Origin of the sequence: Avrilella dinanensis, assembly GCF_002807015.1 — a bacterium.
Lineage (GTDB): Bacteria > Bacteroidota > Bacteroidia > Flavobacteriales > Flavobacteriaceae > Flavobacterium > Flavobacterium dinanensis.
Map to the genome: position 1 here is coordinate 1 of NZ_NIPO01000001.1, position 12,305 is coordinate 12,305.

Annotated in this window: 11 protein-coding genes; 3 read left to right on the plus strand and 8 right to left on the minus strand. The window is 38.0% G+C overall.

Features of this window, described 5'->3' with window-relative positions; translation table 11 throughout:
* Positions 1-373: metallophosphoesterase (locus CDL10_RS11380; protein WP_243389264.1), on the plus strand; the 373-nt coding region annotated here is incomplete at its 5' end.
* 25 nt (positions 374-398) lie between these two features.
* Here the strand turns inward: CDL10_RS11380 and CDL10_RS00010 are convergent.
* The 3 genes from CDL10_RS00010 to CDL10_RS00020 all read right to left on the minus strand — a co-directional run bounded on the left by CDL10_RS00010 (position 399) and on the right by CDL10_RS00020 (position 2,691).
* Complete coding sequence (locus CDL10_RS00010; RefSeq protein ID WP_100676620.1) at positions 399-923, minus strand: inorganic diphosphatase; 525 nt, start codon at positions 921-923, stop codon at positions 399-401.
* 228 nt (positions 924-1,151) lie between these two features.
* Positions 1,152-1,625, minus strand: a complete 474-nt coding sequence (locus CDL10_RS00015; RefSeq protein ID WP_100676621.1) for a hypothetical protein — start codon at positions 1,623-1,625, stop codon at positions 1,152-1,154.
* A gap of 10 nt (positions 1,626-1,635) precedes the next feature.
* The gene (locus CDL10_RS00020) at positions 1,636-2,691 is read right to left on the minus strand and encodes an acyl-CoA reductase (protein WP_100676622.1); all 1,056 of its coding nucleotides are present in this window, start codon (positions 2,689-2,691) and stop codon (positions 1,636-1,638) included.
* Positions 2,692-2,764: 73 nt separating this feature from the next.
* Between CDL10_RS00020 and CDL10_RS00025 the strand changes: the two genes are divergently transcribed.
* The gene (locus tag CDL10_RS00025) at positions 2,765-3,115 is read left to right on the plus strand and encodes a 4Fe-4S dicluster domain-containing protein (protein ID WP_100676623.1); all 351 of its coding nucleotides are present in this window, start codon (positions 2,765-2,767) and stop codon (positions 3,113-3,115) included.
* 9 nt (positions 3,116-3,124) lie between these two features.
* Positions 3,125-3,892, plus strand: coding sequence for an META domain-containing protein (locus CDL10_RS00030; RefSeq protein WP_100676624.1), 768 nt, complete (start codon positions 3,125-3,127; stop codon positions 3,890-3,892).
* 201 nt (positions 3,893-4,093) lie between these two features.
* On the opposite strand, the gene CDL10_RS00035 is transcribed toward CDL10_RS00030, so the two are convergent.
* The 5 genes from CDL10_RS00035 to CDL10_RS00055 are packed head-to-tail and all read right to left on the minus strand — an operon-like array spanning position 4,094 to position 12,249.
* Positions 4,094-6,034, minus strand: coding sequence for an OmpA family protein (locus CDL10_RS00035; protein WP_100676625.1), 1,941 nt, complete (start codon positions 6,032-6,034; stop codon positions 4,094-4,096).
* Between the two features lie 3 nt (positions 6,035-6,037).
* Positions 6,038-6,958 (minus strand): PorP/SprF family type IX secretion system membrane protein, encoded by a 921-nt coding sequence (locus CDL10_RS00040; RefSeq protein WP_100676626.1) that lies wholly within the window; start codon positions 6,956-6,958, stop codon positions 6,038-6,040.
* Positions 6,959-6,961: 3 nt separating this feature from the next.
* Positions 6,962-8,230: a gliding motility-associated C-terminal domain-containing protein gene (locus CDL10_RS00045; RefSeq protein WP_100676627.1), complete on the minus strand. Its 1,269-nt coding sequence runs from the start codon at positions 8,228-8,230 to the stop codon at positions 6,962-6,964.
* A gap of 17 nt (positions 8,231-8,247) precedes the next feature.
* Complete coding sequence (locus tag CDL10_RS00050; RefSeq protein ID WP_133119426.1) at positions 8,248-11,550, minus strand: hypothetical protein; 3,303 nt, start codon at positions 11,548-11,550, stop codon at positions 8,248-8,250.
* Positions 11,551-11,574: 24 nt separating this feature from the next.
* Complete coding sequence (locus tag CDL10_RS00055) at positions 11,575-12,249, minus strand: hypothetical protein (protein WP_100676629.1); 675 nt, start codon at positions 12,247-12,249, stop codon at positions 11,575-11,577.
* Positions 12,250-12,305 lie beyond the last annotated feature (56 nt).

Genomic DNA, 12,305 nt, shown 5'->3' on the forward strand with positions numbered 1-12,305 from the left:
ACTTCCTCTTCAGATTAACTGGCGGAATATAACAACTATTTTGATAAAATCCACCAACTATTTTTCAGTACATTACCATTTTTTAGAAAATAGAAGCATTTGTTTGGCAGGAATTAATTTTCTATCGGTTCCTGCAAGAATGGCATTGCATTACTATCCTAAGATAAAACTTCCTGAAAAAACTGATTTTTTGCTGACGCACGCACCTCCAAAAGATATTTTAGACAATGGTTTTGGTTGTACTATTTTGAAAAAGTTCGTAAACAAATTAAAACCAAGCTATCATTTGTTTGGACATATACACGAAACTGCCGGACAAACAATAAGCGAAAGTAAAACGATTTTTATGAATACATCTTTTATCAATAATTAAAAAACCGCCTATTGGCGGTTTAAATTTATCTGATACTAAAAGATTTCTGTTTATCTTCCGGTAATTGAGCAAAACGTTCCTGACATTCTTTAATCATTGCGATGGCTGCCGCTTTGTCTCCAAAACCGTTGGTTTCTACTTTTTTGTTTTCCAAATCCTTATACACTTTAAAGAAATGCTCGATTTCTTTGATAAGGTGTTTGTTGATGTCGCTCAAATCGTTTAATTCCCGCATTAACGGGTCGCCCATAGGCACACAGATAATTTTTTCGTCGTTTCCTTTATCGTCCGACATATAAAATACACCGATAGGTTTTACTTCCACCAATAATCCAGGAATAGTTGGCTCAGTTGCCAAAAGCAAAACGTCTAAAGGGTCGTTGTCCAACGCCAAAGTTTCAGGAATGAAACCGTAATCAGCTGGGTATTTCATTGATGAGAATAACAAACGGTCAAAACGCATCATTTTCAAATCAAAATCGAACTCGTATTTATTTCTGCTTCCTGCAGGTATTTCGATAAACACATCGAAAGTTGCTGTATCTGTCATAATAGTATAAATTTAACAAATCTTAAAAATCCCGACAAAGGTAATCAATTTTGTGTTAGAGCCTGTTTAAAATTTATCTAATAATTTGTTTATGCTTCTTTTTGGTCATAACCGCGTTAAATTTTAAAACGATAGCTCTGCTATCCTTTGAAAATTTGCCTTGTTCTGCCTCAAAAATAACCTATAAACATTTTTACAATACAAATTTAAACAGGCTCTAAAGACAGTTTATTTTTTAAAAAATCCGCCAAGCATATCGCCTAATTTTCCATTGGTTACAGCTGCCATAGCATCTTTTAAATCCAGTTTTCCGTCGCCGTTCTGGTCAAGTCCGGCAGCACCTGCCATGCTCATCAAATCCGAAAGTTCAAATTTTCCATCTTTCACTCCCGCGATAACAGCGCTGATTAACTGCGGAATAACTGAACCGGCAAATTGGTTAGACGTTGTACTGTCCAAACCAACTTTTTTGGTCAGGTTACCACTCAGATTTTCAATAATACTACCAATCATCGGGTTGGAAGCCAAAGCATTCACATTGGTATTTTCCCCAAGGTTTAGTAAATCGGTCAGGTTACCGCTTTTGAATCCTTCCACTAATGAGTTTCCGGTTTCTTTTGCCACTTCAGCTACTTTAGATTCACTGGTTTGGTTCAGGTTCTGTTTAGTGAATTGCTCCACCATTTGCATTAATTCATTCATAACAATTTATTTATAATTTGGTTAAAAAATTCATTGTATCCACTCCGTCTGCATAGTCCCAAAGCTGTGGAGACTGGGTTGTTCCGAACGGAATACTCCCATCAATCCACCCAGATGAAACTACACATTGGATTTGATTTTTTCGAGCTTCCAAGGTAGTAAAAATTTCTTTTTCTTTTTCATATCGCTCATAAAAAATTGTAGAAATCGGCGAAACCATCGCTTCACTTTCCCGCAGCGTCAGAAAACCGTTATCTAAAATCTTGTATTCGCTCATCAGAAAAACGGCTTTGTTGTAATCGTAATTATTGGCGTATTTCTCGTAATTAATCAAATCTGCATAGGTAAAAACCGCTTCAAAAAAATCTTTGAAATCATAGTCTTTCGGCACGAGCAATTTGGACACATTACGGCAGCCCAATCCATAATATCTGAAAATATCTTCGCCCAATTGTGTTAATTCCTCCGCTGATTCTTTTCCGGTTAAAACCGCAACCGAATTTCGGTTTTGTCTGATGATATTGGGATATTTTCCGAAATAATAATCGAAATATCTTGCGGTATTGTTGCTTCCGGTGGCAATAACGGCATCGAAATCGGTAAACTGTTCTTTTGTAATCTCGATTCTATCCGCAAATTCAGGTTCAATTTTTTTCAGGTATTCCAGCAAAAAAGGAATCATTTTCTGGTCGTTTGACGATAATTTTATCAAAGCAATATTGCCCGACATCAGCACCGATAACACATCGTGAAAGCCAACCATCGGAATATTTCCTGCCAAAATCAACCCTACTTTTTTCAACGGTTCACGGCTCAAATCATAAGCCGAAATCCATCGCCGGATATTTTCTTCCTGCAAAGCATCTGCCCAACTCTTACAGGCGTGTGTAACCTGCTCTAAAGTAAACCAACCATTGTGATATTTAGAATCATTTAAAATTTGAACAAAATCATCGAAGAAAATATCATTAAAATCTGCATTATTTTGCTCAAAATCTGTGTTTTGAAACTGTCTTAAAAATTTGCCGAGTGTGACGAATGCATTTATTTTTGTTTCTGCTAACATAGTTGTTTGGTTGAGAATACTTATTGCCGTAAATTTGTGGTAAAGTTAATTAATTAATTTAAAAAAAACCGCTATGGCTATCATTATAACAGACGATTGTATCAACTGCGGGGCTTGCGAACCGGAATGCCCAAATACGGCGATTTATGAGGGTGCCGACGATTGGCGATACAAAGACGGTACTGCCCTCAGAGGCAAAGTGACTTTACCTGACGGCACCGAAGTGGACGCTGAGGAAGCTCAGGAACCTATCTCTGACGATATTTATTTTATTGTTCCAAGCAAATGTACCGAATGTAAAGGTTTTCACGAAGAGCCACAGTGTGCTGCGGTTTGCCCGGTCGATTGCTGTGTTCCGGACGAAGATCGGGTGGAATCTGAGGAAATTTTATTGGAAAGACAAGCATTTCTACACAACGAATAATTAAAAAAAATGAAGATTTTTTTCTGGATTCCTATTATTGCATTATCTCTGACGGCCTGTAAATCAGGAAACAACCAATCAAGCAATAAGAGTAACACCCAACCTGACGAAATCATTGGCAGATGGGAGCTTGTGGAACAAACCAATATAAAAAATCCGGGAAAATCTTATCCGGAAGGATTGCCGGTTTTGTCTTTTGAAGAAAGAGGAAACAAAATCATGATTTATGGTTATGACGGTTGTAACCAAATCCGTACTGCCGTAAAAGTGCGAAAAAGCGGTACTATTCAGTTTGATGCAGAACAATGGGTAAGTACTTTTATGAATTGTGACAATGTAGCTGACGAAAGCTTTAAACAAGCGGTTTTATCAGCCGAAAGTTATTCAATTGACGGAAATTATCTGACATTAAAAAGTGAGTCGGCAGAATTGCGTTTTTTCAGAATCGCACTCAACGGCAAATGGACATTAAGCAAGTTATACAACACTAAACCGACCGTTGCGGAATTGTTTCCGTACAGAAAACCTTTTATACAAATCAATATTAACTCTTTGGAATTCAACGGGCATACTGCTTGTAATGTCATTCAGGGAAAAGTTTTGATTCATGCTAATGAAATGCGTTTTTCCAATGTTATCAGCACCGAAATTTACTGCGAAAACAAAGGCGAAAAGCTTTTTATAGATGCGTTAAATCAAATTAGCCGGTATGAATTGTCAGGTAATAAATTACTGCTGTATAAAGACCAGAAATTATTGATGGAATTAGAGAAGTAGTATTTAGTTTATTCGCTAATTTGCATATTCGCATATTTGCTAATTTGCATATTCGCTAATTCGCATATTTGCCAATCAACCAATTCGCTTATCTGTTGATTTATTAATTTGCTGAATAGATTTTAGTATTCGTTTTTTAAGTAAAACGGGAGGAGTCTTTTTCAAAACCCTTCCCGCCTTTTTAAAATTATTCATATGCTATTACAATTCTGTAATAATAAATTCACTTCTTCTGTTTTCCTGATGTTGCTCTTCCGTACACTCCACCTCATCGGTACAGTTATTAATCAAGCTGGTTTCCCCATAACCTTTGCCTGTAAGTCTATCTCTTTCAACGCCATGTGCTACCAGCCAATCAATAGTAGCTTTGGCCCTGTGGTCAGACAAGTTTTGGTTATATTGATGTGTACCTCTGCTGTCGGTATGTGAACGCACATCTATTTTCATTGTCGGATAAAGATTCAATACTTCTAATACTTTAGCCAGTTCTACCTCAGCTTTTGTATTGATTTCAGATTTGTCAAAATCAAAATAAATGACATTTTCAATTTCAAATATTTTCGCTAAATCATCTCCTTCTTTAACCTCTACTACTTTTTTCTCCATAAATATTGTTCGATATTGCACTCCAGATTCTTCCGGTAAAATCACAGATTCTTCTTCGGTGTTATAATCGTCGTGTTCAGCTCTGATAAATACAATATCACCCGGATTAACTCCTTCTATGTTTAAATTGCTAAACGAACCGTCAAACGAAGTATTACCTGATGTAAGTAGATCAAAATTATCATTGAATATGGATATTTTAGCATTCGGAATATGCTCCAAACTTTCTTCATCCTTCACCAATCCTTCAAAAATCTGATAATATGGTTCTTCATCTGAAATAATATCGGTTATTTCATAAATATCATCTCGTCCTGTTCCATCTGGTCGATTGGAACTGAAGAAACCTGTTTTTAAATCGTTGTTGATATAAATGCTGAAATCATCGTAAGGCGAATTAATTCCTTTTCCGAGATTTTCAACTTTTGCTTGTTCGTCTGACAAATCCAACTGAAAAAAATCCAGTCCGCCCAAACCTAAATGACCGTCTGATGAAAAATACAAGCGGTTATCTGCCGATACAAACGGAAAACTTTCCCTGCCTTCGGTATTAACCGGCTTTCCCAGATTTACCGGCTGACCGTAACTGGCATGATTTGCCATAATGGCAACTTTGTATATATCTGACTGACCAATGGTTCCGGGCATATTGGAGGAAAAATATAATTCACGTTCGTCAGGACTCATTGTCGGGTGCGTACAGCTATATTCGTTGCTGTTGAATGGCAACTCTTCTACATTAGTCCATTTCCCTTCAACATTTTCGGCTCTGAAAATCTTCAGGATTGTTTGGTCTTTGTAAACCACTCCATCACGCTCTTCAGCTTTTACCTTAAAACTTTGTGTGAAATAGGCAAACCGACCATCTTTAGTGAATATCGCATTGGACGTATGATAACGACTTCTTGTCAATTCAAAATAATTGGTTTTGCCGTTTTCATCGACCATAAACAAATTAAAAAAAGGTTGTCCGTCCCAGGTATTTTCATCTTTAAAAGGTCCTCTTACCGGCTTGGCAGAACTAAACACAACGTTTTGGTTGTAAAAAGCTACTCCAAAATCCGAGTAGCTTGTGTTAAAATCTGCCAATTGATAAAAAAAACGTTGAGGTAATTCTTCAATTTCATTCAGGTAAGACTGATTTTCATTGAACATCTTTCCCCGGCTGTCTTCCTTTTTTAATTCATGGAATTTTTTCAGGTATTTGTCTGCCTTATCATATTCGCCAATGGATTTGAGCGATTGGGCATATCTGAAATAAATTTCAGTATCCACTTCTTCCTCTGCCATTTCAAACAGTTGCCCATACCATTTTGCCGATTCTTCGTAGTTGGCGGTAAAATAATGAGCGTTACCTAATTTGGTCAGCAGCTCTTCGGAAGCATATCCTTTGTCTGCGAGTTTGGTATATATACTTATCGCATCGATGTAAGCGGAGTTTTCATATTTGGTATCCGCTTTCTTTTCTTTCATTTCCTGCCCAAAAGCCGTAAAGCAAAAGGCAGACATGAGTATTACAAGTATTTTTTTGTTCATAATCTAAAAGAATCTTGGTGAAACAACTCGGTTGTGTCTGTTAAACAATTCAAATCTTACCAAAAACTCATGCGAGCCTGAGCTGTAATTAGCCAAAGGTTTGGTATCAGCATCGTAAGAATAACCGATAAAAACCTGATCCGTCAACTGGAAGCCTACTAAACCGCTGAATGCCGCGTCCCATCTGTATGCCACTCCGATAGTGAGCTTGTCGTACAGCAGAAAATTGGCTGTTGCATCGAGCTGCAAAGGTGCACCGGAAATAATTTTGGCAATCACTGCCGGCTTAAACTTGACTTCTCTCGAAATATCAAAAACATGCCCCGCTGTGGCATAAATATGTGCTTTCTGGCTCATGGTAGATTTGATATTATCATCATATCTGGTTGAACTCAGCAACAAAGGTGCAGAAACGCCCACATAGGTTTTGTCGGAATACAAAAACAACCCGGCTCCGACATTGGGCGTAAACTTATTTTCGATATTGTCGCCAACTTCTGTCGGGTCGGCAATAATTAGCTTATTATAATCTACATTCAGTAAATTGGCTGACCCTTTCAATCCGAATGCCAACCGGAAATCGCGGGAAACATCAATGGTGTAGGAGAAATCTACTGCGAGCGTATTTTCGTCCATAGCACCCAAAGCATCATTCTGAAATGAAACCCCCAACCCTATTCTCGAATTATACAAAGGCGTGTGTGCCGAGAAATTGATAGTTTGCGGAGCACCTTCCACACCAACCCATTGGGTGCGGTAATGTCCGAAAACAGACAACGCATCTCTTGCCCCGGCATACGCCGGATTCACACTTATTGGGTTGTACATATACTGTGTAAACTGCGGTTCTTGCTGAGCCATCATATAACCGGAGCTCATCATAAACACACACAGAGTTACTTTTTTTATCGCTTTTAAAATCATAGTCTAATCGTTTTCTAAGTGAATATAACCTACCTTCTTAATTCTCTGAGAAACACCGTCGTTATCGGTTTTTTCATATACCAGAATGTAGTAATATGTACCTGATGGCAACTTGTTGCTTCCGGAAACTGTTGCTCTGCCTTCAGAATAGCCTTTGAAGACATTGCCATTGCTTCCATAATTGGTAGTTTCATACACCTTTACCCCATAGCGGTTAAAAACCTCCAGCTGATTATTCGGATATCGATCAATATTGTCGATCAGTAAATAATCATTTTTGTCATTACCGTTTGATGAAACATAGTTGTACACCACTACATCGTCGGGCAGGATTACATTTGGTTTCGCTAATCCTAAGGTAAAAACACCATAACCTTCGGCAGGTACAGAAGTCGTTACGGTTTGGTTACCGTTATCAACGATTCCGCCTTCATCTACCCAAAGGTTTTTATCGGAATCCCAACGAACTACCCGCAAGTTTTCCGTTTCTCTCAAAAGTTCTGCCGGAGTAGTTTCGTCGTGCCATGACAAAGTAACGATAACCGTTTCTTGTCCGCCCGTATTACTCAATTCCCAATACTCCTGATTGTCGATTACCCGCAACACGCCCATTTTGTTTTCCTGTGGAAATCTCACGGTTGGGTTTTCCAGCTTGTATCTAGATACAAAATAATTTTGCGTAGCGGCTGACTGTGCTATGCCAAGCGGTCGATAATAATCGTCTTTACCAATAGGAAAAGTAAACTGATTACGTCCTTCTTTTTCCACACTACCGATAACAAAACTGTCGTCGGAAGCTTCCAATGCCATAGCTTGATCTCCAAAAAGCATCGCCCCGCCACTTAGCGAGTCAATAGCTACGATACCGTGTTTGAAATAGGAATTTCCTCTGATAACAAAATCGTTCTGAAGTCTTACCGCATTAGCCGTGCTGGTAGTATTAAACTCAATGTTTTGAAATAATGACGGTGAATCGCCTGCTGCCAAATGGTTTACGCCTTTGAAAATGGTTAGCCCAGATGATCTGCCGGGTGTAAAACCCACCATACCAAGGTTTTCATAATCCTGATTAACCTCCAACGTTCCATCATTTATCAACACACCATCGGCTGTATTGACAAAGTCAAAATGAGTGGAAACCAAACTGTTTGGCAGAATGTACAATTCGCCTTTATTGATGGTTATTGTTTCGGTGGTTTGGGCGAAAGCAGCACCTCCTAACATTAAAGTTACTGTCAGCAAACCAATTTTATTTATAGTTCTTTTTTTCATGACTTTAAAGTTTAGGATTAATTAGTATTTAATCTGGTTCGTATCATAGGGTTGACAATTGCCCCACAAGCAGCAATTTTAACCTTTAGATATTGTGCATCACCATACAGGCATTCTTGACGAGTAGTAATTACTTTCATATAAAGTGTTCCTGCTTCGTTGTACTCTCTCAATAGTTCTTTCATTTGTAAACGGTACTGAACCCTGTCTTCAGTTTCGTTAGCGATAACAACTTCTGAACCAACAATATCATTCCATGCTGTAATATTACCATCAACATCAAGCGTCGGATAGGCATAAGAAATCTCGTAGCTGGTACAAGGATCCATTTTTTCTATCTCAAAAGGTGCTGATGTACACAATGTAGTGGTCTCATCATCCGAATCGAAAGCAAAATATGGCAATAGAGAGACATCATAAATTCTTAAACTAGTTGATAGTAATTCTAAAGTAGCAATGTTTCCTGATCTGACTTCAACTCGATCGAACGGTGCCCCAATTCCTTCTAACATATAAGCATATTTTCCTGTAGCCTGAGGGTTGATTAGCCCTAATAGGTCTAACTGAATCAAAGCATTAGCATCAACAACTACAGGTTCGCCGATAGCGATTGTCCCCATATATCTTTGAATTGTTAGTGCATTACCTAATACATTTGCATCTAATATAGAGCCGCCTTCTCGACCAAAAACAAAACGAACTTTATCTCCCGGTCGGGCAATTTCCTTAAACTTAACAGTTAAAGACATTTGATTAAGTACTCCTGCTGCTGCATTGAATTCAGCATAGGTATCAAAATCAGGTGTGCCATGCAGCGGATTTCCAGGGTCATTGATTGCATCTGCAGCCTGATAACCGTATAGAGTAGAGCTTAACAAAGTAGCTACTCCTAAACCAATATCTTGAGTTCCCCACAAAACATCTCTTGTTGAAGTATTTAATAATAAGGTCGCATCAAGATTTCCAGGTATTTCTGCTCCATCTACAGTAATATTAGGGTTACAAGTGGCATCAGCAACAGGAGTACGTTCGTCGATAAAGGCTCCATATACCCTCATGGTATTCCCTAACCCTAAGACAGAACCAAGGTTTACCTGAACGCCACTATAATCAATTGGAACACCGTCAATTTCCGGAATAAAAGTAAACTCAAAAATATTGTCTCCTACTAATACATTGGCTAGATCAATTTCATCAACACTTAATAAAGATCCTACAGCATCTCCATTTGTATTTACTGCCTGAATAGTTAATCCTCCGATTACCTGAAGTAAACTATAGTCTTGGCCGATTTTCACTGTTACAGGTGTGCCAGCCTCAATCACTTTGTTGCCTCCTCCTTCTGTAAACATTAATTTTTGTGATGTAGTACCAATACCTAGTAATGACACCACATTGAATACCGAGCCGTGTGTGGATAAATCCCCGTCAATTGCACGAGCACTTTCCGAAGTTCCTCCTAGTGGAATTCCTAATAAACTAACAGTACTTGCACTTTCTTGGTCTGCCATTAATTGTTCGAAACGGTATTCACATTCTGCTTTGTCATATACATATACCGTAACTCGACGTACTAAATCACAATCAGGGTTAGCTATATTTGTTGTTTTGACATAATAGTTATAACTACCTATTTGGTCATATTCGATAGTTTGTCCCATCAAATCAACTGTAGGGTTGTCTTCGGCAAAAATTTGTATTGTATTATAATCTGCAGTTACATCTGCATTTTCATCTTCTCTATCAATGACATTATAATCAGCTAAATTGAATGTATGTTGTGCATCTGGCGTTTCATCATCGTTGGCATCCAATGGCATACTGATTGCAATTTTACCATTGATACGATATTGTGTATCTTGAATTGCCATAATACTAACATTTTCGTCTGGACAATATTCGTCAGAACCTGTAATTCCTCTAATTACATAAGAACCTAATGGTTGCCATTCATTACCCTCAATAGATAAATCTACAGCATTACCGTTTGCATCGCTAATCGTATAAGTGTTAACAGCATTGTAATTAGGAATGATATCTGTAATATTGAATTTTGTTTCGCGAATATCAACACCTCCTACTGTTCTGATAAACTCTTTGGTGCAAACTTTTTGTGTGATAGGTTCGTCGTTGATTAAAGTGAAATCATACACTCGAATATTGCTACCTCCTAACAAATCAAGTCCTACTGGTATATTGATACGAATACCTACCTTATCAAACGGAATGATATCTCCAGTAATAGGATCTTTTGGTGCTGCGGCAAAACTAAAAGCTACATCATCTGAATTGATTAGCCCTAAAACATCAAGTCCAAGTACCTCTTCGTCTATATTTACTGTAGCAACTTCTGCCCCATCATTATAAAACACAACCGACGACTGTTGTGCAACAGCAAGGTTTAATAAACTTGCCGGTAATTGCATAGTGATTCTTACAGATTTATCATCAACCTCGGTTGGTAGATAAAAAAACTGTTCTACTGTACTAGCAGTTGTAACATTTAGTAAAGACGTTATTCCGATCGTTGAATAGGTATCAAGGTCATTATCAATCGCATAATGAGAATCAGTAACAGGAGCACTGTTTACTAAACTCAATAGCCCCCCTGTAGCTGTATATGAAGTAAGTATTGGAACATCACAAGTATTCAAATTTTCATAATAAAAAGCATCATAAATATTTACCTGTGCATTGTTACCTAACCCTAACAATGTTCCCCCTACTTCGACCTGAAGCTGGAAACGATTATAGTCTTGATCCGGAGTCATTACCATATAATATTCATTAGCTCCTGAAAGCCCGATAAACATATCTGAACGACCTGCAAAATCACTGCTGTAAATATTTCCACTAAGAACTGTAGTTGTTCCATTTTGAAGACTAAAATCTGCATCTGCATTACCTAATAACACAAGACTAAGGACGTCACTTAATACATTCCCTAAACTACCTCCCAATAAAGCTCCTAAAAGCTCATTACCTCCATCGAGACCCACTTTTGAATAGTATTTTGTCCCGGCAGGAATGGTAGCGGTATGATCCAATCGAAGTCTTTCATCAAGACCTCCTACTCCCAATGCTAATCCTGAATTTCCTCTTACACGAGCAAAAGTACTTTCGTCTGTATCTCTTGCGTTGTCAGCATTCATGTCTGATCTATTGCCCCAACTACCTTTGATACCTAAAGCAATATGATTTCTTCTTTCTCCTAATGCTACATCCGCTCTTTTCTTCGTGGTTTGTCCGATCGCATTTGTTCCTAATGCCAAAAACGACAATAGTAACAAGCTTTTTAATATATATTTATTTTTCATCATTTTCTAAGTTTAAAAGTTCAACAACTATTTCACTACGAAAACAATGTTCACAAAAGAATAATCGGTTCCTGATCCAATAACATCGTAGGTTAAAATACCGTTTTCGTCTATACTTAAATTATCCAAAGCAGTATCGTCGTAGTCGGTTACATAGTACCATAAGTCAGTAGCTGCTGGTGTATTTGGCACTTCGTCTGGAGCGTCGGTACTTTTTACAAAAGTTGGGCGAGCATCGGTTCCAACCTCTCCACCAGTTGTCGTGTCAGGAATAAACTCTTTATTGGTAAATTGTGAAATGTATTCTGCATGTAGGTTTCGTTTTAACCCTGTTCCATTACTAGAAGTATTAATCATAATAGACGGCATGTAAAAGAATTTTACACCACCTAAAGATTCATCACCACTTGTTATCAATCGTCTCCATTGTGTACCATCATTTTGATACAATCCGAGATCAAGATTTTCCGCTGGGTTAACGGTAGTATTATAAACAACCATTCCTTGAACATGAGCCTCTAGTGGGGCTTCGTCGGTTAAAGTAGTTAGCTCAACACGCGGTAACAAAACTCCCTTGTCGGTTGCTTCCACTTCCAACATAGCGTTAGCGTTTGGCGTACCGTCGGTTCCGCCTATTTTTACTTGTGCAGAAACTACTGCGCTAAATAAAACTGCTGCTAATAAAAAATATTTTTTGTTCATAACTCTGATTTTTAATAGAACCTGCAAAACCTCATTGGTCTTGCAGGTTGGTTGTT

Coding starts and splice junctions, on each gene's coding strand:
- CDL10_RS00040 (WP_100676626.1), bottom strand. CDS start 6,958: ATGATTTTAAAAGCGATAAAAAAAGTAACTCTGTGTGTGTTTATGATG.
- CDL10_RS00015 (WP_100676621.1), bottom strand. CDS start 1,625: ATGAATGAATTAATGCAAATGGTGGAGCAATTCACTAAACAGAACCTG.
- CDL10_RS00020 (WP_100676622.1), bottom strand. CDS start 2,691: ATGTTAGCAGAAACAAAAATAAATGCATTCGTCACACTCGGCAAATTT.
- CDL10_RS00025 (WP_100676623.1), top strand. CDS start 2,765: ATGGCTATCATTATAACAGACGATTGTATCAACTGCGGGGCTTGCGAA.
- CDL10_RS00035 (WP_100676625.1), bottom strand. CDS start 6,034: ATGAACAAAAAAATACTTGTAATACTCATGTCTGCCTTTTGCTTTACG.
- CDL10_RS00055 (WP_100676629.1), bottom strand. CDS start 12,249: ATGAACAAAAAATATTTTTTATTAGCAGCAGTTTTATTTAGCGCAGTA.
- CDL10_RS00050 (WP_133119426.1), bottom strand. CDS start 11,550: ATGATGAAAAATAAATATATATTAAAAAGCTTGTTACTATTGTCGTTT.
- CDL10_RS00010 (WP_100676620.1), bottom strand. CDS start 923: ATGACAGATACAGCAACTTTCGATGTGTTTATCGAAATACCTGCAGGA.
- CDL10_RS00030 (WP_100676624.1), top strand. CDS start 3,125: ATGAAGATTTTTTTCTGGATTCCTATTATTGCATTATCTCTGACGGCC.
- CDL10_RS00045 (WP_100676627.1), bottom strand. CDS start 8,230: ATGAAAAAAAGAACTATAAATAAAATTGGTTTGCTGACAGTAACTTTA.